General features: G+C 49.5%; 13 protein-coding genes, 3 rRNA genes, 1 pseudogene and 3 riboswitches. Of the genes and pseudogenes, 16 read left to right on the top strand and 1 reads right to left on the bottom strand.

Features of this window, described 5'->3' with window-relative positions:
• From BDD39_RS15795 to rrf, 8 genes and pseudogenes are all read left to right on the top strand, one after another.
• A pseudogene (locus BDD39_RS15795) lies at positions 1–421 on the top strand (DUF58 domain-containing protein); the annotation flags it as partial.
• Positions 421–2,595: a transglutaminase TgpA family protein gene (locus BDD39_RS15790; protein WP_208404425.1), complete on the top strand. Its 2,175-nt coding sequence runs from the start codon at positions 421–423 to the stop codon at positions 2,593–2,595. The pseudogene BDD39_RS15795 and the gene BDD39_RS15790, both read left to right, overlap by 1 nt.
• Positions 2,596–2,638: 43 nt before the next feature.
• A riboswitch (purine riboswitch) is annotated at positions 2,639–2,740 on the top strand.
• Between the two features lie 63 nt (positions 2,741–2,803).
• Positions 2,804–4,336: a glutamine-hydrolyzing GMP synthase gene (gene guaA, locus BDD39_RS15785; RefSeq protein ID WP_166912173.1), complete on the top strand. Its 1,533-nt coding sequence runs from the start codon at positions 2,804–2,806 to the stop codon at positions 4,334–4,336.
• Between the two features lie 95 nt (positions 4,337–4,431).
• A riboswitch (purine riboswitch) is annotated at positions 4,432–4,533 on the top strand.
• A 105-nt stretch (positions 4,534–4,638) separates the two neighbouring features.
• Entirely contained in the window at positions 4,639–5,964 is a 1,326-nt protein-coding gene (locus tag BDD39_RS15780; protein WP_166912170.1) for a solute carrier family 23 protein, read from the top strand.
• Between the two features lie 86 nt (positions 5,965–6,050).
• The gene (locus BDD39_RS15775; protein ID WP_166912168.1) at positions 6,051–6,593 is read left to right on the top strand and encodes a GNAT family N-acetyltransferase; all 543 of its coding nucleotides are present in this window, start codon (positions 6,051–6,053) and stop codon (positions 6,591–6,593) included.
• A 644-nt stretch (positions 6,594–7,237) separates the two neighbouring features.
• Positions 7,238–8,794, top strand: a 16S ribosomal RNA gene (locus BDD39_RS15770).
• Positions 8,795–9,062: 268 nt separating this feature from the next.
• Positions 9,063–11,993: ribosomal RNA gene (locus BDD39_RS15765) — 23S ribosomal RNA — on the top strand.
• Positions 11,994–12,380: 387 nt separating this feature from the next.
• Positions 12,381–12,497 (top strand): 5S ribosomal RNA (gene rrf, locus BDD39_RS15760).
• Together the 16S, 23S and 5S rRNA genes form the textbook arrangement of a ribosomal RNA operon.
• 205 nt (positions 12,498–12,702) lie before the next feature.
• On the opposite strand, the gene BDD39_RS15755 is transcribed toward rrf, so the two are convergent.
• The gene (locus tag BDD39_RS15755) at positions 12,703–13,146 is read right to left on the bottom strand and encodes an Hsp20 family protein (protein ID WP_166912455.1); all 444 of its coding nucleotides are present in this window, start codon (positions 13,144–13,146) and stop codon (positions 12,703–12,705) included.
• Positions 13,147–13,286: 140 nt separating this feature from the next.
• Positions 13,287–13,388: riboswitch (purine riboswitch) on the top strand.
• Between the two features lie 112 nt (positions 13,389–13,500).
• On the opposite strand from BDD39_RS15755, the gene purE reads away from it, so the two are divergent.
• The 8 genes from purE to purF all read left to right on the top strand — a co-directional run bounded on the left by purE (position 13,501) and on the right by purF (position 21,749).
• Complete coding sequence (gene purE / locus BDD39_RS15750) at positions 13,501–13,989, top strand: 5-(carboxyamino)imidazole ribonucleotide mutase (RefSeq protein ID WP_166912166.1); 489 nt, start codon at positions 13,501–13,503, stop codon at positions 13,987–13,989.
• Complete coding sequence (gene purK, locus BDD39_RS15745; protein ID WP_166912164.1) at positions 13,973–15,127, top strand: 5-(carboxyamino)imidazole ribonucleotide synthase; 1,155 nt, start codon at positions 13,973–13,975, stop codon at positions 15,125–15,127. Before purE ends, purK begins: the two co-directional genes overlap by 17 nt.
• Entirely contained in the window at positions 15,124–16,419 is a 1,296-nt protein-coding gene (purB, locus tag BDD39_RS15740) for an adenylosuccinate lyase (RefSeq protein WP_166912162.1), read from the top strand. The genes purK and purB overlap by 4 nt, the downstream gene beginning before the upstream one ends.
• 79 nt (positions 16,420–16,498) lie before the next feature.
• A complete protein-coding gene (gene purC / locus BDD39_RS15735) occupies positions 16,499–17,224 on the top strand; it encodes a phosphoribosylaminoimidazolesuccinocarboxamide synthase (RefSeq protein WP_341801500.1) in 726 nt (241 codons plus the stop codon).
• The gene (purS, locus tag BDD39_RS15730; protein WP_166912158.1) at positions 17,212–17,466 is read left to right on the top strand and encodes a phosphoribosylformylglycinamidine synthase subunit PurS; all 255 of its coding nucleotides are present in this window, start codon (positions 17,212–17,214) and stop codon (positions 17,464–17,466) included. The genes purC and purS overlap by 13 nt, the downstream gene beginning before the upstream one ends.
• A complete protein-coding gene (gene purQ, locus BDD39_RS15725) occupies positions 17,463–18,149 on the top strand; it encodes a phosphoribosylformylglycinamidine synthase subunit PurQ (RefSeq protein WP_166912156.1) in 687 nt (228 codons plus the stop codon). Before purS ends, purQ begins: the two co-directional genes overlap by 4 nt.
• Positions 18,133–20,361 (top strand): phosphoribosylformylglycinamidine synthase subunit PurL, encoded by a 2,229-nt coding sequence (gene purL / locus BDD39_RS15720; RefSeq protein ID WP_166912154.1) that lies wholly within the window; start codon positions 18,133–18,135, stop codon positions 20,359–20,361. The genes purQ and purL overlap by 17 nt, the downstream gene beginning before the upstream one ends.
• Entirely contained in the window at positions 20,337–21,749 is a 1,413-nt protein-coding gene (gene purF, locus BDD39_RS15715; RefSeq protein ID WP_166912152.1) for an amidophosphoribosyltransferase, read from the top strand. The genes purL and purF overlap by 25 nt, the downstream gene beginning before the upstream one ends.
• The last annotated feature ends 15 nt before the right edge of the window (positions 21,750–21,764 follow it).

Raw genomic sequence — 21,764 nt, 5'->3', positions numbered from 1 at the left:
TACCGCTTCGCTATTGCGGGCGGCGATTCACGCAGGAGTGCGGACGGGGCTTGTCTCTGTCGGTCATGACCGCTATGTTTTTCCTCCTCGCAATAGTGAGGAGCACTTGCAGCAGTTATTTTCGCATTTAGCACGGGTGAACTGCGACAGCCGCGAGCCGTTTGCCCGCGTCATTGCCAATGAAAAAAGGAGCTGGACGGCCTCGGCCACCCTTTGTTACGTCACGTCGTCTTTGCAGGAGGAAAACGTTTTTCTGCTTCGGGAGATGGCGATGCGGCGTCGAGGGATGTTGTTTTTACTTAAAGAGGAGATGAAAAAAGAAGACCACCGTTTCGTGGATATGCTGCGTCAAAGCGGTATCAGCGTGTCGATCCTATCCCCGCACACGATGCGGGCGACTTTGCAAGGCAGGGGTGAGTGATGAAGAAAATAGAACAGATCGCCATAAAGGTGCTTATATACGGACTAGCCTGCTGGCTGCTGATCGAATGGCTACTGCCGCTCGAAACGATATCCGATACCTCGAATGTGGAAGTGTTTGTCTGGTTTGTTGCGCTCTGCTTTCTGCTTTATTTTTTGCGTCTTCCTTTTTGGCTATCCGCTTTTGTGAAAAGTGCCTACATGTTATGGTCGCTGAACGATTGGTTCTATCATGCTTCCATTTTTTCCGCGCCAACGCGGATATGGCAAGAGATTGTCGACCATGCCGCTATCTTATTTACGTCCCGTCTGATAGAGCTTAGTGATTCTTTGCGCAGTTTCCTGTTTTTTGGTTTATTGTGGTTGGTTGCTTATGTTTGGCACCATTGGATCGTTGTGCGAAAACGGTTGTTTTTCTTTTACGTGCTGACGGTGATATATGTTACCGTGCTCGATACATTTACGATGTTCCGCGGAAACGGCGCCATCGTTCGCTTAGTCGCTTTTGGCTTTTTCTTTTTAAGCCTGCTTCATATCGAGCGGCTTCGCGAACAGTCGCCAATGACAGCGGGAATGAGAAGATGGTGGGGAGCTTGTCTATCTTTTATCGCACTGGCTGTATTAGTGGGCTATTTTAGTCCGAAGCTTCCGCCGCAATGGCCGGACCCGGTCGCGTTTGTGAAAAGCTACGCCGCCGCGCCGGAAAAAAAACGGGTAGATCCTGCCGCTGCCAAGGTCAAAAAAGTCGGCTATGGGCAAAATGACTCCCGTCTTGGCGGTCCGTTTATCGCTGATGATACCGTTGTGTTTACGGCAGAAGATGAGAGCCGCCATTATTGGCGGGTCGAAACGAAAGACATTTATACAGGAAAAGGATGGGAAAATTTCCAAAGCGAACAGCTATTATCATTTGGAAATGATATGGATATTCGTTATTCCTGGTGGTCCCCGTCGGTGAAAAAACGGCAAGTGGCAGCTAGTGTTTATATGAGGGAGTCATCTTTTCACCTTGTTTACCCGCTTGGATTAAAAAAAGTGAAGGCGAAGGAAAATGTCGTGTATCGTATGGAGGCGGCGACGGAAAAAATTTATACGACAGACCGTTCCGCCTATACGCTGCCGTTAACGTCCTATCATTTCGTTTATGAATATCCAACCTTTTCGATTGAGGCGTTAAAAGCAGCTCCGCCTGTCAAGGATGAAAAATTGCTCGAACGTTATACGCAGCTTCCGGAAAGTTTGCCAAAACGAGTGCGCGACTTGGCCAAGAAGATTGCAAGCGGGAAGCAAACACAATATGAACAGGTAAAAGCAATAGAACAATATTTCCATACGAGCGACTATATGTATGAAACGAAGGACGTAGCCGTTCCTGGCAAAAATGAGGATTATGTCGACCAATTTTTATTTGAAACAAAAAAAGGGTATTGTGACAACTTTTCTACTTCCATGGTTGTTATGCTTCGTTCGCTCGGCATACCGGCGCGCTGGGTAAAAGGTTATACATCAGGACGGCTGATTGAAGAAAAGGATGGAAAAAACATCTATGAAATTACGAACAATGATGCTCACTCATGGGTAGAAGTATACTTTTCCGGAATCGGCTGGGTTCCATTTGAACCGACGCAAGGATTCGCGAATCCTTACGTATTTACTGCTTCTTCGCCGGATTCAGAGACAGCGCCGCTTTCAGAGCATCGTACGCCGGAACAAAACCGCGTTCCTTTAGACAGGATAAGGGAACAGCCGTATTCTTCGCCAGCGCAAGGGCATGGTGAGCAAAACCGCTTTTTACCGTCATGGTCATGGAAACGTATCGCTATCGCTCTAGCTGTATTTCTCGTCTTTATATGGACGGCATATAAGGTAAGAAGAAAATGGTGGCCGTATGTGACGATTTTGCGCTTTCAATATAAGCGGAAAAAAGGAGATAACCCGTTTGCGGCAGCGTACTTGTCCCTGCTTCGCCATTTAGACGATTATGGCTTAAAACGGAAACCGCATCAAACGCTGCGGCAATATGCGGCATATGTCGACGACTGGTTTGAAACAAAGGAAATGACGAAGCTGACGGTGTTATATGAAAAGTCTGTTTATCTATCAAAAAATAACCCCATTGATTGGGATGAAGTGAGAGAATTATGGGAAAATTTAATTAAAAAGACAGTGTCTTGACCGCTTGGCGGTGAAGTTGATAGAATGGACTAAAATTTGCATAGTATTAATTAGTTATTCCCTTCATATATGCTTGGAAATATGGTCCAAGTGTCTCTACCGGGTCGCCGTAAACGACCTGACTATGAAGGCAGAATAAGCTAGAATTCTGCCTTTATAGTCGTTTTTAAGGCGATTCTAGTTTTTTATTTTTTAATGAGGTGATGACATGAAGCAGGAAATGATTGTCGTACTGGACTTTGGCAGCCAATATAATCAATTAATTACCCGCCGCATTCGCGAGTTTGGCGTATACAGCGAACTGCATCCACACACGATTACGGCGGAACAAATTCGCGAAATGAACGTCAAAGGCATCATTTTTTCTGGCGGTCCAAACAGTGTTTATGACGACAATGCGTTTACATGCGACCCACAAATTTTTGAACTCGGTTTGCCGATTTTGGGAATTTGCTATGGCATGCAGCTGATGACCCATCACTTAGGCGGCAAAGTGGAAAAAGCGACCCACCGCGAGTACGGAAAAGCGATGATTCAAGTAAAAAACGCTTCGCCGCTTTTCAAGCAGCTTTCGGATGAACAAGTCGTTTGGATGAGCCATGGCGATTTAGTGACCGCTCCTCCAGTAGGATTTACGGTCGACGCGACGAGCGTCTCCTGTCCGATTGCGGCAATGAGTGATGAAGTGCGGAAGTTTTATGCGGTTCAGTTTCACCCGGAAGTGCGTCATTCCGTTTACGGAAATGATATCTTAAAACGTTTCGTCTTTGATGTGTGCGGATGCAAAGGCGATTGGACGATGGAAAACTTTATTGACAATGAAGTGCGCAAAATTCGCGAGTTAGTTGGAAACAAAAAAGTACTTTGCGCGTTAAGCGGCGGCGTTGATTCTTCGGTCGCGGCCGTGCTTGTCCACCGTGCAATCGGCGATCAGCTCACCTGCATTTTTGTTGATCACGGCCTCCTGCGCAAAGGTGAGGCAGAAAGCGTCATGAAAACGTTCCGCGAAGGATTCCATATGAATGTGATTAAAGTCGATGCGCAAGAACGTTTTCTGTCGAAATTAAAAGGGGTCACGGACCCAGAGCAAAAGCGGAAAATCATCGGCAACGAATTTATTTATGTGTTTGATGATGAAGCGGCCAAATTAGAAGGAATCGAATTTTTAGTGCAAGGTACGCTGTATACCGATATTATCGAAAGCGGCACAGCAACCGCACAGACGATTAAATCCCACCATAACGTCGGCGGCCTGCCGGAAGATATGAAATTTAAATTGATTGAACCGCTCAATACGTTATTTAAAGATGAAGTGCGTGCGCTCGGTACAGAATTGGGTCTCCCGGATGAAATCGTTTGGCGTCAGCCGTTCCCAGGCCCAGGTTTAGGCATCCGCGTACTAGGTGAAGTGACAAGGGAAAAACTGGAAATTGTTCGTGAGTCGGATGCGATTTTACGCGAAGAAATCAAAAACGCGGGATTAGACCGTGAAATCTGGCAATACTTTACCGTACTTCCAGACATCCGCAGCGTCGGTGTCATGGGGGATGCCCGCACCTATGACTATACGGTTGCCATTCGCGCTGTAACATCTGTCGATGGCATGACCGCCGATTGGGCCCGCATTCCATGGGAAGTACTCGAGAAAATTTCCACACGCATCGTTAACGAGGTGCCGCATGTGAACCGGGTCGTTTATGACATTACGAGCAAACCGCCGGCAACAATTGAATGGGAATAATTTTTATAAAACGAACAAAAGACGGACATTTAACTCAAAATGTTCGTCTTTTTTATTGACATAAAGCTATGGTGCTGATACAATGTACCTAGATCACGAATATTGTCAAAATACGTCGTATAATCCCGGGAATATGGCTCGGGAGTTTCTACCAAGCTACCGTAAATAGCTTGACTACGAGGTATAATGGGATAGAGAGCGTGTTTTGGTTTGCGCGTCCTCTCTATGTTCATTATTCCTTCTTAGTCAACGCTTCTGGTAGCTTACTAGAAGCGTTTTTATTTTAATAGGGGGGACAAGAAGTGAAGAAATATTTTCAATTTGAAGAGCTCGGTACGAATTACCGTACAGAGATCATCGCCGGGCTGACGACCTTTTTGTCGATGGCGTACATTTTATTCGTCAACCCGTTCACCCTTTCTTTAGGAGCGGTAAAAGATTTTCCAAACGAACTGCGGATTGACCAAGGCGCAGTGTTTGTGGCGACGGCGCTCGCTGCCGCGTATGGCTGTATTTTAATGGGAGTGTTGGCCCGTTACCCGATTGCGCTCGCTCCGGGAATGGGGCTAAACGCGTTTTTTGCGTTTACCGTTGTGCTGCACATGCATATTCCATGGCAAACGGCTTTAGCGGGGGTATTTGTATCCGGAGTGATTTTTACGATTTTGTCGTTAACAGGCGTCCGCGAAAAAATCATTGACGCGATCCCAGTTGAATTGAAATATGCGGTCGGTTCAGGGATCGGGCTGTTTATTACATTTATCGGCCTGCAAAACGCGAAAATTATTGTCGATAACCCGGCGACATTAGTAGGATTAAGCGATTTGAAAGATGGCAACACGCTATTGGCGATTTTCGGTTTGTTCGTGACCGTCTTTTTAATGGTAAGAAGAGTCAGTGGAGCCGTGTTTTACGGCATGGTCATCACGGCCATCGCCGGCATGATTTTTGGCTTAATCGACGTGCCGCATAAAATCGTCGGCGCTATTCCTGACATTTCGCCAACGTTTGGCGTTGCGATTAAACATTTGCCAGACATTCTCTCGCTAAAAATGCTCGGTGTTGTCTTAACTTTCTTCATTGTCGACTTTTTTGACGCCACCGGTACGCTGCTTGCGGTGGCCAACCAGGCGGGGTTGTTAAAAGATAACAAACTGCCGCGCGCGGGAAAAGCGTTGCTTGTCGATGCGACAGCGGTCATGGTCGGCGCTGTGCTTGGAACATCGACGACGACTTCGTATATCGAATCATCAGCAGGTGTCGCAGCTGGTGGACGTTCCGGCTTCTCTGCGGTCGTGACAGGAATTTTGTTTTTGCTGTCGTTATTTTTCTCGCCGCTGTTAAGTGTGATTACTGCGCCTGTCACCGCGCCAGCGCTCATTATCGTCGGCGTGCTGATGGTGTCGTCGATCGGTGAAATCGATTGGAAAAAATTCGAGGTGGCGGTTCCAGCGTTTTTCACGCTGATTACGATGCCGCTTTCCTACAGCATCGCCACAGGCATCGCGGTTGGATTCATCTTTTACCCAATTACGATGGTTTTAAAAGGACGAGGCAAAGAAGTTCATCCGATTTTATATGCGTTATTTATCATCTTTATCTTATACTTTGCCTTTTTAAGAGAATAGAAAAAGTCCGCCGAAAACGGCGGGCTTTTTTTGTTGGAATTTGCTATAATAGTAGGAAAAATTTACAGAGCAGGGAGAGGATTGCTATGTTTATCCATCACTTGGATGACGAATCATGGCTAAAGCTGCTCACAGGTGAAGATGCGGAACAGTTATTTATGTTAGTCGATTCGTGCCGTCCGCATTTGCGCAAATGGCTTCCGTGGGTGGACTCGACAAAAACAGTAGAGGATTCGAAAGCGTTCATCGCCGGAGGATTGCAGAAATTTGCCGCCGGAAACGGCTTTGAAGCAGGAATTTGGCATAAAGGACAGCTGGCCGGTGTAATCGGGATTCATTATATCGATCGAGCCAATAGAAAAACGAGCATCGGCTACTGGCTCGGAGAGCAGTTTCAAGGGTTGGGGTTGATGACGAAGGCGTGTAAAGCGTGTATCGATTATTTGTTCCATGAACAGCATTTGCATCGAGTCGAAATCCGCTGCGCGGTGGAAAATAAACGAAGCAGGGCGATTCCTGAACGATTAGGATTTACAAACGAAGGGACAATCCGTGAGGCGGAATGGCTTTACGATCATTTCGTTGACCATGTTGTTTACGGTATGCTGGCGAGAGAATGGAAACGTTAAAGTAAACTAGAGGGTGCCGCACGAATGATCTTTTGTGGCATCTTTCTTTTTGTTTATACCAGGATTTGACGGCTAAATATATTGCAAACACAAAGCAAAAGTTATTTACCTATATAGTGTTAGGTTGAAGTTGTAAATGAAGGTATCGCCGCTAATATTGTACTTGACGGTATATATAAAGATAAAACGTATGGGAGGCTTTGTTTGGCTGTATGTGTGAATGGTGGTGAATGTAGGGGGAAGAAAGAGGTGTTTGGATGGATAAAAATACCTATGATAAATGGTTGACATTTAATAAGCGATGATGTTATATTAGTAAAGCCGCTTTGATGCGGTGAAAAAAGTTTAAAAAACATATTGACATGTTAAATTGAAAGTGATATATTGTAAGAGTCGCTTTTAGAGAGCGAAACAAATGTTCCTTGAAAACTGAACAAAACGAAGCGTCCACATAGAAAAGCTGAAGCGCCGCGATCAGCTCTCGAAGCCAAATGTTCTTCACCCGCAGAAGTGCTTGCACTTCGAGGGGGGAAGGTTATTTGGCACAAGAGAGCTAGGCGCTGAAGCTAGACAGTATGAAACCGAAGGCGCAGGGCACCTTACGGTGCAGACGCTGAAGCTTATGAAAATAAGCCAATCAACTTTCTATGGAGAGTTTGATCCTGGCTCAGGACGAACGCTGGCGGCGTGCCTAATACATGCAAGTCGAGCGGACCGAATAGGAGCTTGCTCTTGTTCGGTTAGCGGCGGACGGGTGAGTAACACGTGGGCAACCTACCCGTAAGACCGGGATAACTCCGGGAAACCGGAGCTAATACCGGATAACACCGAAGACCGCATGGTCTTCGGTTGAAAGGCGGCTTCGGCTGTCACTTACGGATGGGCCCGCGGCGCATTAGCTAGTTGGTGAGGTAACGGCTCACCAAGGCGACGATGCGTAGCCGGCCTGAGAGGGTGACCGGCCACACTGGGACTGAGACACGGCCCAGACTCCTACGGGAGGCAGCAGTAGGGAATCTTCCGCAATGGACGAAAGTCTGACGGAGCGACGCCGCGTGAGCGAAGAAGGTCTTCGGATCGTAAAGCTCTGTTGTTAGGGAAGAAGAAGTACCGTTCGAATAGGGCGGTACGGTGACGGTACCTAACGAGAAAGCCCCGGCTAACTACGTGCCAGCAGCCGCGGTAATACGTAGGGGGCGAGCGTTGTCCGGAATTATTGGGCGTAAAGCGCGCGCAGGCGGTCCCTTAAGTCTGATGTGAAAGCCCACGGCTCAACCGTGGAGGGTCATTGGAAACTGGGGGACTTGAGTGCAGAAGAGGAGAGCGGAATTCCACGTGTAGCGGTGAAATGCGTAGAGATGTGGAGGAACACCAGTGGCGAAGGCGGCTCTCTGGTCTGCAACTGACGCTGAGGCGCGAAAGCGTGGGGAGCAAACAGGATTAGATACCCTGGTAGTCCACGCCGTAAACGATGAGTGCTAAGTGTTAGAGGGGTCAAACCCTTTAGTGCTGCAGCTAACGCGTTAAGCACTCCGCCTGGGGAGTACGGCCGCAAGGCTGAAACTCAAAGGAATTGACGGGGGCCCGCACAAGCGGTGGAGCATGTGGTTTAATTCGAAGCAACGCGAAGAACCTTACCAGGTCTTGACATCCCCTGACAACCCTAGAGATAGGGCGTTCCCCCTTCGGGGGGACAGGGTGACAGGTGGTGCATGGTTGTCGTCAGCTCGTGTCGTGAGATGTTGGGTTAAGTCCCGCAACGAGCGCAACCCTCGACCTTAGTTGCCAGCATTCAGTTGGGCACTCTAAGGTGACTGCCGGTGACAAACCGGAGGAAGGTGGGGATGACGTCAAATCATCATGCCCCTTATGACCTGGGCTACACACGTGCTACAATGGGCGGTACAAAGGGCTGCGAACCCGCGAGGGGGAGCCAATCCCAAAAAGCCGCTCTCAGTTCGGATTGCAGGCTGCAACTCGCCTGCATGAAGCCGGAATCGCTAGTAATCGCGGATCAGCATGCCGCGGTGAATACGTTCCCGGGCCTTGTACACACCGCCCGTCACACCACGAGAGCTTGCAACACCCGAAGTCGGTGAGGTAACCCTTTTGGGAGCCAGCCGCCGAAGGTGGGGCAAGTGATTGGGGTGAAGTCGTAACAAGGTAGCCGTACCGGAAGGTGCGGCTGGATCACCTCCTTTCTAAGGATGATATGTGTGTGAAATAAGAGGGACGCTTACGTTTTGTTCGGTTTTGAGGGAACATATTTATGTTCTCTTCAATTAATCCGTTTTGCGTCTGCGTCTTCTAGTGAATTCAGAGAAGCTGGATTCCTCGACGCAAAGCTGCAAAGAAGCGAATGCAATGAAGCAGCTTCGTTCCTTGAAAACTAGATAACCGAAAAGAAAAGCGGAGGCGCCGCGGTTAGGCGCCGAAGTTAGACAAAGGAAGAAGCCGAGAAGCGCTAATGGTTAAGTTAGAAAGGGCGCACGGTGGATGCCTTGGCACTAGGAGCCGATGAAGGACGGGGCAAACGCCGAAACGCTTCGGGGAGCTGTAAGCAAGCGTTGATCCGGAGATGTCCGAATGGGGGAACCCACTGTCCGTAATGGGACAGTATCCATACCTGAATCCATAGGGTATGGAGGGCACACCCGGGGAACTGAAACATCTTAGTACCCGGAGGAGAAGAAAGCAATAGCGATTCCCTGAGTAGCGGCGAGCGAAACGGGAACAGCCCAAACCAAGAGGCTTGCCTCTTGGGGTTGTAGGACCACTCATATGGGAGTGACAAAGGAACGGGGTAGACGAAGCGGTCTGGAAAGGCCCGCCAGAGAAGGTGACAGCCCTGTAGTCGAAACTTCGTTCCCTCCCGAGTGGCTCCTGAGTACGGCGGGACACGGGGAATCCCGTCGGAAGCAGGGAGGACCATCTCCCAAGGCTAAATACTCCCTAGTGACCGATAGTGAACCAGTACCGTGAGGGAAAGGTGAAAAGCACCCCGGAAGGGGAGTGAAAGAGAACCTGAAACCGTGTGCCTACAAGTAGTCAGAGCCCGTTGATGGGTGATGGCGTGCCTTTTGTAGAATGAACCGGCGAGTTACGATGACGTGCGAGGTTAAGTCGAAGAGACGGAGCCGCAGCGAAAGCGAGTCTGAATAGGGCGTTCAGTACGTCGTCGTAGACCCGAAACCAGGTGATCTACCCATGTCCAGGGTGAAGGTAGGGTAACACCTACTGGAGGCCCGAACCCACGCACGTTGAAAAGTGCGGGGATGAGGTGTGGGTAGGGGTGAAATGCCAATCGAACTTGGAGATAGCTGGTTCTCCCCGAAATAGCTTTAGGGCTAGCCTCAAGGGAAGAGTCTTGGAGGTAGAGCACTGATTGAGCTAGGGGCCCTCATCGGGTTACCGAACTCAGTCAAACTCCGAATGCCAATGACTTATCCTTGGGAGTCAGACTACGAGTGATAAGATCCGTGGTCGAGAGGGAAACAGCCCAGATCACCAGCTAAGGTCCCTAAGTGCACGTTAAGTGGAAAAGGATGTGGAGTTGCCCAGACAACCAGGATGTTGGCTTAGAAGCAGCCATCATTTAAAGAGTGCGTAATAGCTCACTGGTCGAGTGACTCTGCGCCGAAAATGTACCGGGGCTAAACGTGCCACCGAAGCTGTGGGATGACCGTTGGTCATCGGTAGGGGAGCGTTCTAAGGGCGTCGAAGCGAGACCGGAAGGACTCGTGGAGCGCTTAGAAGTGAGAATGCCGGTATGAGTAGCGAAAACAGAGGTGAGAATCCTCTGCACCGAAAGCCTAAGGGTTCCTGAGGAAGGTTCGTCCGCTCAGGGTTAGTCGGGACCTAAGCCGAGGCCGAAAGGCGTAGGTGATGGGCAACAGGTAGAGATTCCTGTACCACCTCCTCACCGTTTGAGCGATGGGGGGACGCAGGAAGGTAGGGCGAGCAGGCTGCTGGAATAGCCTGTCCAAGCGGTTAGGCTGCCAGATAGGCAAATCCGTCTGGCGCAAAGGCGGAGCCGTGATGGCGAAGGGACCATCGGTCCCGAAGTCCCCGATCCTACACTGCCAAGAAAAGCCTCTAGCGAGGTGAGAGGTGCCCGTACCGCAAACCGACACAGGTAGGCGAGGAGAGAATCCTAAGGTGCGCGGGAGAACTCTCGTTAAGGAACTCGGCAAAATGACCCCGTAACTTCGGGAGAAGGGGTGCTCTCTTGGGTGAATAGCCCGAGGGAGCCGCAGTGAAAAGGCCCAAGCGACTGTTTATCAAAAACACAGGTCTCTGCGAAGCCGAAAGGCGAAGTATAGGGGCTGACACCTGCCCGGTGCTGGAAGGTTAAGGGGAGCGCTTAGCGCAAGCGAAGGTGCGAACCGAAGCCCCAGTAAACGGCGGCCGTAACTATAACGGTCCTAAGGTAGCGAAATTCCTTGTCGGGTAAGTTCCGACCCGCACGAAAGGTGTAACGACTTGGGCACTGTCTCAACGAGAGACCCGGTGAAATTATACTACCTGTGAAGATGCAGGTTACCCGCGACAGGACGGAAAGACCCCGTGGAGCTTTACTGCAGCCTGATATGGAATTTTGGTATCGCTTGTACAGGATAGGTGGGAGCCTGGGAAGCCGGAGCGCCAGCTTCGGTGGAGGCGCCGGTGGGATACCACCCTGGCGGTATTGAAATTCTAACCCGCACCCCTGATCGGGGTGGGAGACAGTGTCAGGTGGGCAGTTTGACTGGGGCGGTCGCCTCCCAAAAGGTAACGGAGGCGCCCAAAGGTTCCCTCAGAATGGTTGGAAATCATTCGTAGAGTGCAAAGGCACAAGGGAGCTTGACTGCGAGACGGACAGGTCGAGCAGGGACGAAAGTCGGGCTTAGTGATCCGGTGGTTCCGTATGGAAGGGCCATCGCTCAACGGATAAAAGCTACCCCGGGGATAACAGGCTGATCTCCCCCAAGAGTCCACATCGACGGGGAGGTTTGGCACCTCGATGTCGGCTCATCGCATCCTGGGGCTGTAGTCGGTCCCAAGGGTTGGGCTGTTCGCCCATTAAAGCGGTACGCGAGCTGGGTTCAGAACGTCGTGAGACAGTTCGGTCCCTATCCGTCGCGGGCGCAGGAAATTTGAGAGGAGCTGTCCTTAGTACGAGAGGACCGGGATGGACGCACCGCTGGTGTACCAGTTGTCCCGCCAGGGGCACCGCTGGGTAGCTATGTGCGGAAGGGATAAGCGCTGAAAGCATCTAAGCGTGAAGCCCCCCTCAAGATGAGATTTCCCATCGCGTCAAGCGAGTAAGATCCCTCGAAGATGACGAGGTCGATAGGTCCGAGGTGGAAGCGTGGCGACACGTGCAGCTGACGGATACTAATCGATCGAGGACTTAACCACACGAAAAGCGGAGGTGCCGCGCTTAGCTCTCGAAGCCAAATGTTCTTCGCCCGCTGAGGTGCTTGCACCTCAAGGGAGAAGGTTATTTGGCGCAAGAGAGCTAGGCACCGGAGCTAGACATCATGAAAAGCGTAGGTACCTCCGGAGCTAGACACCACGAAAAGCGGAGGACGCCCGCCTATCGGCGACACGCGCTGGAGGGCCCGTGAGGAGGCTGTTGCCGCCGCAACGGGACCGAAGCGTCGCGAGCCGATGGCGTCCGGAGCTAGACAGCAAAGGCTCCCGGCTTCTTCCAAACAGACGGTTATCTAGTTTTGAAGGAATGAACTCCTTCTTGACAACATCGATTAGATGGATATAATAATACATGTCCAATTGAAATACTTGCCTAGTGACTATAGCGGAGAGGAAACACCCGTTCCCATCCCGAACACGGAAGTTAAGCTCTCCAGCGCCGATGGTAGTTGGGGCCAGCGCCCCTGCAAGAGTAGGTCGTCGCTAGGCAGGCAAAAATTAGAGAGCTGAATGAGTTCTCTAATTTTTTTGCCTATCTCTGTTTAGGTCATTGAAGTTTTAATGACGCCATTTAAATCCTCTCCCCCAAAACTAGAAGCGTTATCATCGTTTCCTAGACCCCCTTTTTGATTTAGTATAGGAAACGGAACATTGGAACAGGGTGTCCCATTGGGACACCCTCTTTTTTCATCGCTTATTCCCCTTTTTTAATTTCGATTTTCTTTTTTGGCTCATCCGGAATCAGACGGTGCAGATGAATGAATAGTAAACCGTTATGGTACGTTGCTTCAATGCGATCTTCCTTTATTGCAAATGGAAGGGGAATCGTTTTTTCCCATGTACCTTGAAAGATCCCTTCCTCCACTAATTCGAATCCTTTAAAGTTTAAGTTAATATTAGCCTTGATTTCTAACGTTTTATAGTATATATAAAGTTCAGCGTCTTCCACTTTTTCTAATCCGGGCAAACTGACAACGATCAGTAATTCGTTGTCTTTTTTATATATATTAATGCCAGATTGTTGTTTATTTGTCGCTGGCAAAAATGATTGGAAATTCCCCCAAAAGTCTCCTTGGAAAAATTGCTGCCAATGTTTTGTCCAATCGGAAAACGGATCAAATGGGTTCCCTTTCACAATGTCTCCCTCCTCCGCTATTTCATCATATGTTTACTCCATCGTTTGGTGAGGAAGAAAACACGAACATTTAGATTATATATAAATTAAATGTTCGATTTTTATTGACAGCTCATGAAAAAGATTGATAAGATAATAGTAGCTTCATAGCGTGGATGATCCCTCATATAATTTTGGGAATATGGCCCAAAAGTCTCTACCCAATAACCGTAAATTATTGGACTATGAGGGAAAGGATCGGTTTGGCTTTTTTACGACAAGGTGGTCGGAGTATGCCCAGAGCGATACTTTCCCTTATAAACAATAGGGAACGTACGTTCTGGGTTTTGTTATAAATGATGAAGGAGTGAATATCATATGCCGCCGCTTGTTGGAGTAATTATGGGCAGCCATTCAGACTGGGAAACGATGAAGCATGCATGCGATATATTAGAGGAACTGCAAATTCCATATGAGAAAAAGGTCGTTTCGGCCCATCGAACGCCTGATTACATGTTTGAATATGCCGAAACAGCGGAGGAAAGAGGTATTAAGGTGATTATAGCTGGGGCGGGAGGAGCGGCTCATTTGCCGGGAATGATAGCGGCGAAAACGACCATCCCTGTTATTGGCGTACCAGTGCAGTCAAAAGCGTTGAACGGGTTAGATTCCCTCTTATCGATTGTGCAAATGCCTGGCGGAGTGCCAGTCGCCACCGTTGCCATCGGAAAGGCGGGAGCGACAAACGCGGGGCTTTTAGCGGCCGCCATACTAGGTATTCATGAGCCGCAGTATATGGACGCATTAAAGAATCGGAGAGAACAAGTGCGAAAACAAGTGATGGAAAGTAGTGATCAACTTGGATAAGCGGCAAATCCTTCCCGGACAGACGATCGGAATTATCGGCGGCGGACAGCTTGGACGAATGATAGCGCTTGCCGCAAGAGAAATGGGATTTCGCGTCGCCGTGCTCGACCCAACACCTGATTCCCCTTGTGGTCAGGTGGCTGATATCGAAATTACTGCCGAATATAGCGACCGCGAAGCGATTGCAGAACTGGCGAAAGTCAGTGATGTGATTACGTATGAATTTGAAAATATTGATGCCGATGCTTTACATTGGCTCGTTGAACACGCCTATGTGCCGCAAGGAAGCGAGTTGCTCGCCGTCACGCAAGATCGCGCGACCGAGAAACAGGCGATCGTCGCTGCAGGTCTTCCAGTCGCTCCATATGTGGAAGTACAGACGAAAGAAGAGCTTGCTTTTGCAGTTGAAAAAATCGGCATTCCGTGTGTGCTAAAAACGCGCCGCGGCGGCTACGACGGGAAGGGGCAACACGTGATTCGCTGCCAAGAAGATGTGGAAGCGGCGCTTCCTTTGTTAGAAGTTGGTCCTTGCGTATTAGAAAGCTGGATTGCATTTGACAAAGAAATTTCCGTGATCGTCGCAAGAAACGGATCCGGTGAGATGGCGGCATTTCCGGTTGCAGAAAACATTCATATCGATAATATTTTGCATCAGACCATCGCCCCGGCGCGCATTGCTGCGGATGTCGCCCAAAAGGCGATGCGCTATGCGGAAACGCTCGCCGATTACTTTTCTTTAGTCGGAACGCTGGCCGTCGAAATGTTTTTGACAAAAGAAGGGGATATTTATATTAATGAGCTTGCCCCTAGACCGCACAACTCAGGTCATTATACAATTAATGCTTGTGCGACGTCCCAATTCGAGCAGCATGTCCGCGCCATCTGCAATTGGCCGTTAGGCAGCACCGCCTTGCTAAAGCCGGCGGTCATGGTCAATATTTTAGGGGAGCATGTCGAGCCGATACGGCAAAACATTGGAAAACTTGGTGCGGCTCATTTGCACCTGTATGGCAAAAAAGAGGCAAAGCCGAAGCGAAAAATGGGGCACGTCACGGTGCTTGCAGAGCGTGTGGATGATGCGCTGGAAATGGTGGATTCGTGGCAAATTTGGAAGGATCGGAGGCAAGAATACGTATGATCGAACGTTACACGAGACCGGAAATGGGAGCGATTTGGACGGAAGAAAACCGCTTTAAAGCATGGCTGGAAGTGGAAATTTTAGCTTGCGAGGCGTGGGCCGAGCTTGGCGTTATTCCGAAAGAAGATGTCGCGCGCATCCGCCAAAACGCTTCATTTGATATCGCGCGCATTAAAGAAATTGAAGAAGAAACGCGCCATGACGTCGTGGCGTTTACGCGCGCTGTTTCAGAAACGTTAGGCGAAGAACGAAAGTGGGTGCATTACGGGCTAACCTCGACCGACGTCGTGGACACCGCCTTGGCTTATTTACTAAAACAAGCGAACGAAATTTTATTAAGAGATTTAGAAAATTTCATTCAAGTATTGAAAGAGAAAGCGTTGGAGCATAAATATACGGTCATGATGGGACGCACGCACGGCGTTCATGCGGAACCGACAACATTTGGCCTGAAAATGGCGTTATGGTATGCGGAAATGCAACGCAATTTAGAACGGTTTAAACAAGCGGCGGAAACGGTGCGCGTCGGCAAAATTTCCGGCGCGGTCGGGACGTATGCGAACATTGATCCGTTTGTGGAGCAATACGTCTGCGAAAAATTAGGATTGAAACCAGCGCCGATTTCCACACAAACGCTTCAGCGCGACCGCCATGCTTATTATATGGCGACGTTGGCACTAATTGCGACATCGATTGAAAAATTTGCCGTTGAAATTCGTGGATTGCAAAAAAGCGAAGTACGGGAAGTGGAAGAGTTTTTTGCGAAAGGACAAAAAGGTTCGTCGGCGATGCCGCACAAACGCAATCCGATTGGTTCGGAAAACATGACGGGAATGGCGCGTGTCATTCGCGGGTATATGCTGACGGCGTATGAAAATGTTCCGCTTTGGCATGAACGCGATATTTCCCATTCTTCTGCCGAACGCATTATTTTGCCGGATGCAACGATCGCCCTGAACTATATGCTCAACCGCTTTGCCAACATTGTTAAGAACTTGAAAGTCTACCCGGAAAACATGAAGAAAAACATGGACCGTACGTTAGGGCTGATTTATTCACAACGCGTTCTGCTCTCTTTGATTGACACAGGAATGACACGGGAAGAAGCGTACGATTTAGTGCAGCCGAAAGCGATGGAAGCATGGGAAAAACAAGTGCCGTTCCGTTCCTTGATTGAAGCGGACGAGCGGATTACAAGCCGTTTGACAAAAGAACAAATCGACGATTGCTTCGATTATCGCTACCACTTAAAGCATGTCGATACGATTTTTGCACGGTTAGGGTTAGCGTAACGGCAGATCGGCAAGTAGCTTCTTGCCGATCTGCACTCAAGAAAATTGCTAATATTCTGTATCGGGGGCTTTGGAAATGGTGAAAAAATTAGGATTGCTGTATGAAGGAAAGGCAAAAAAAGTGTATGCGACGGATGAGGCGAATACGTTATGGGTGGAATATAAAGACAGCGCGACGGCGTTCAACGGAGAGAAAAAAGCGACGATTGCCGGCAAAGGACGTTTAAATAACGAAATTACTAGTTTGCTATTTTCTAAGCTTAGCGAGGCAGGAATTCCGAATCATTTTCTGCAAAAGATATCCGCTACCGAGCAGCTTGTCAAAAAGGTAACGATCATTCCGCTTGAAGTGGTTGTCCGCAACGTTGTCGCCGGGAGCCTGGCAAAACGGCTTGGCATCGATGAAGGCACTCCTTTGGAAACGCCTCTTATCGAATTTTATTACAAAAATGATGACCTTGGTGACCCTCTCTTGTTAGAAGACCACATCGCTATATTAAAGCTCGCCACTTCCGAGCAAATTGCCGTTTTGAAGGAACTGGCTTTCAAGGTCAATGACGTATTAACGCAGCACTTTGCCATGCGAGGGGTTCGATTGGTTGACTTTAAACTGGAATTTGGCATCGATGCAAAAGGAGAAATATTGCTTGCCGATGAGATTTCGCCGGATACGTGTCGTCTGTGGGATATGGAAACGAACGAAAAGCTGGATAAAGACGTGTTCCGCCGCGATTTAGGAAGCTTAACGGATGCATACGAAGCGATTTTACAACGATTAGGGGGAGAATCAGCATGTATAAAGTAAAAGTATATGTAACATTGCGTGAAAGTGTGCTTGACCCGCAAGGAACGGCGGTCAAAGGCGCGCTTCACAGCTTATCGTATACGGAAGTGCAGGATGTGCGGATCGGAAAATTTATGGAGCTTGTCATCGAGAAAAGCGACCGCGATATCAACGAACTGGTGCGGGAGATGTGTGAAAAGCTGTTGGCCAATACGGTTATTGAAGACTACCGTTATGAAATTGAGGAGGTAGTCGTCCAGTGAAATTTGCTGTGATCGTGTTTCCAGGGTCCAATTGTGACGTTGATATGTATCATGCGATTGCCGACGAGTTGCAAGAAGAAGTCGAATACGTATGGCATGATGAGGAAAACCTTGACCGTTTTGACGCGATTTTGCTACCGGGAGGATTTTCATATGGCGATTACCTTCGCTCCGGAGCGATCGCCCGCTTCTCCAACGTCATGAAAGCGGTCCAAAAAGCGGCGGAAGAAGGAAAGCCGATATTAGGCGTATGCAACGGGTTTCAAATTTTGCTAGAGGCAGGGCTGCTTCCGGGGGCAATGCGCCGCAATAACAGTTTGAAATTTATTTGCCGCCCGGTGTCGTTAAAAGTAGAAAACAACGAAACGATGTTTACGTCTTCGTACGAACAAGGTGAAATCATTACGATTCCGATCGCCCATGGCGAAGGCAATTATTATTGTGACGAGCCAACGCTAAAGCGGCTGATCGAAAATCGGCAAATCGTTTTTCGCTATCACGGAGAAAATCCAAATGGTAGCTTAGCCGATATTGCCGGAATTGTCAATGAAAAAGGCAATGTGCTTGGCATGATGCCGCATCCGGAGCGGGCGGTGGATGTGCTGCTTGGCAGCGCTGACGGGTTAAAGCTGTTCCAATCGATCGTGAAATACTGGAGGGAAACACATGTCATTACTGCTTGAGCCAAGTCCAACAGTGATTAAAGACGAAAAATTATATCGGGAAATGGGACTGACGGACGAAGAATTTGCGATGATTGAAAAGATTTTGGGCCGCTTGCCGAACTACACGGAAACAGGAATTTTTTCTGTCATGTGGTCCGAGCATTGCAGCTACAAAAACTCGAAGCCGGTGTTAAAAAAGTTTCCGACGGAAGGAAAGCATGTGCTCCAAGGCCCGGGCGAAGGAGCGGGTATTGTGGATATCGGCGACGGCTTGGCGGTGGCATTTAAAATCGAAAGCCATAACCACCCGTCGGCCATTGAGCCGTATCAAGGGGCGGCGACCGGTGTCGGCGGTATCATCCGCGACGTCTTTTCGATGGGGGCGCGCCCGATTGCGCTATTAAATTCGCTTCGCTTCGGGGAGTTAACGTCCCCGCGTGTCAAGTATCTATTTGAAAATGTAGTGGCCGGGATCGCTGGTTACGGCAATTGCGTCGGCATACCGACTGTCGGCGGCGAGGTGCAGTTTGATCCTGCTTATGAAGGCAATCCGCTTGTCAATGCGATGTGTGTCGGTATTATTCGCCATGAAGACATTCAACGCGGCGTGGCAACCGGGGTAGGAAACACCGTCATGTATGTAGGGGCGAAAACAGGACGTGACGGCATCCATGGCGCGACGTTTGCTTCGGAGGAGTTGACGGAGCAATCGGAGGCGAAACGTCCAGCCGTTCAAGTTGGCGATCCGTTTATGGAAAAATTATTGCTCGAAGCCTGCTTGGAAGTAGTAAAATCCGATGCGCTTGTCGGCATTCAAGATATGGGTGCGGCCGGGTTAACGAGCTCTTCGGCAGAGATGGCAAGCAAAGGCGGGTTTGGCATTGAAATGAATTTGGATCTGGTGCCGCAGCGTGAGGCGGGCATGACGCCGTATGAAATGATGCTCTCGGAATCACAGGAGCGGATGCTGCTTGTCGTCAAACAAGGACGAGAGCAAGAAATTTATGATTTATTCGCCAAATATGGCTTGGAAGCAAAAGCGATCGGCAAAGTGACAGATGATAAAATGCTTCGTCTCTACTTCCGCGGCGAGGTCGTCGCGGAAATTCCGGTAGACGCTTTGGCAAAGGATGCGCCGGTCTATCATAAACCAGCCAAAGAACCAGCTTATTATCGCGAGTTCCAAGCGATGGAGCCATACGTTCCTGTCGTCACCGACTATGAAAAAACGTTGCTGGCGTTACTGGCGCAGCCGACGATCGCCAGCAAAGAATGGGTATATGATCAATACGATTATATGGTGCGAACCAACACGGTAGTTGCGCCAGGATCGGATGCGGCAGTCGTGCGCATTCGCGGCACGAATAAGGCGCTGGCGATGACAACGGACTGCAACTCGCGCTACCTTTATTTAGATCCGGAAACCGGCGGGAAAATTGCTGTAGCCGAGGCGGCGAGAAATTTGGTTTGTTCCGGTGCCAAACCGTTGGCACTGACGGACTGCTTAAATTTCGGGAATCCAGAAAAACCGGAAATCTTCTGGCAGCTCGAAAAAGCGGTTGATGGAATGAGCGCCGCTTGCCGTGCGTTGGAAACTCCAGTCATCAGCGGGAACGTTTCCTTATATAACGAAACGAACGGAGAAGCGATTTATCCAACTCCGGTTGTCGGAATGGTCGGCCTTATTGAAGACATTCGTTATATCACCACGCAATCATTTAAACGTGCGGGCGATCTCATTTATGTCATCGGCGAAGCGCAGCCGGAGTTTGGCGGAAGCGAGCTGCAAAAATGGCTCGAAGGCCGCATTTTTGGCCAAGCGCCAGCCATTGATTTAACGGTGGAAGCGAAGCGGCAAAAACAACTGTTAACGGCGATCCAAGCAGGGGTGATCGCATCGGCGCATGATATCGCGGAAGGCGGCTTTGCCGTTGCCTTGGCTGAATGTTTAATGGGCGCGGATGGACTTGGCGCGAAAGTCACGATCGCTGGGGATACGATTAGCGAGCTATTTAGCGAAACGCAATCACGGTTTATTGTTTCCGTGAAAAAAGAACATCGCGAAACGTTTGAGCAATTGGTGGAAGCAAAGCAAATCGGTGAGGTAACCGACGACAATACGCTTCTTATTGAGGGCGAAAACGGAGAAACGATTATCCAACTTTCTGTCGCAGAAATGAGAAGCGTGTGGAAAGGGGCTATTCCATGCTTGCTGAAATCAAAGGATTAAATGAAGAGTGCGGCATTTTCGGTATTTGGGGACATGAAAACGCGGCGCAGCTCACGTATTACGGCTTACATAGCCTTCAGCACCGCGGCCAGGAAGGAGCGGGAATCGTCGTTGCCCATCAAGGAACGCTGCAAGGCCATAAAGGGTTAGGGCTTGTCACCGAAGTGTTTCATAACGAGACGCTTCAAGCGTTAAACGGTGCGGCAGCGATCGGCCACGTCCGCTACTCAACGGCAGGGGGAGGCGGCTATGAAAACGTCCAGCCGCTTCTGTTCCGCTCGCAAACGGGAAGCATTGCCCTTGCTCATAACGGCAATCTCACGAATGCGATTGATTTAAAACTGCAGCTTGAGGCGCAGGGAAGCATTTTCCAAACGACTTCCGATACGGAAGTGCTGGCCCATCTTATTCGCCGCAGCCAGGCGCCAACGTTCAAAGAGCAGGTAAAAGAGGCGCTCACCTATGTGGAAGGAGCGTTTGCGTTCCTGCTATTGACGGAAAAGGAGCTATACATCGCCCTTGATCCACACGGATTTCGTCCGCTTTCGATCGGAAGGCTTGGCGACGCCTATGTCGTTGCTTCCGAGACGTGTGCCTTTGATGTGATCGGCGCCACGTACAAAAGGGAAGTCGAGCCGGGAGAATTAATTATCATTAGCGGCGAAGGAATGCGTTCGGAACGGTTCGCCCCGATGCGGCCACGTTCGATTTGCAGCATGGAATATATTTATTTCGCCCGTCCAGACAGCAATGTGGATGGCATTAACATTCATACGGCAAGAAAAAATTTAGGAAAACGACTGGCGCTAGAGGCGCCGGCGGAAGCGGATATTGTCACCGGCGTGCCCGATTCCAGCATTTCTGTTGCGATCGGCTATGCGGAGGAGACCGGCATTCCATATGAGCTTGGGCTGATTAAAAACCGCTATGTCGGACGTACGTTTATTCAGCCGTCCCAGTCCTTGCGGGAGCAAGGAGTGAAAATGAAACTATCGCCGGTGCGCGGCGTGGTCGCCGGAAAACGCGTCGTGATGGTCGATGATTCGATTGTGCGCGGCACGACAAGCAGACGGATTGTGGCGATGCTTCGTGAAGCGGGTGCGACGGAAGTGCACGTCCGAATTAGCGCGCCGCCGATTACGCATCCATGTTTTTACGGAATTGATACATCGACGCGCGAAGAGTTGATTGCATCCAAGTATACGGTTGAGGAAATCCGCCAAATCATTGGCGCCGATTCGTTAGCATTTTTAAGTCAAGAAGGGCTGTTAGAGGCGATTGGTCGGCCGGATCATCTGCCATTACGCGGGCAATGCCTGGCCTGTTTTACCGGAAACTACCCGACCAATATCAGCCGAGCGCGTTTGCCGTTTACGGCGGTGAAATAAAAAGGGGGACTTGAC

Source organism: Saccharococcus thermophilus (genome assembly GCF_011761475.1).
GTDB classification, from domain to species: domain Bacteria; phylum Bacillota; class Bacilli; order Bacillales; family Anoxybacillaceae; genus Saccharococcus; species Saccharococcus thermophilus.
Note: the sequence above shows the minus strand (reverse complement) of the source record. Positions and strands in the feature narration are given on the sequence as shown.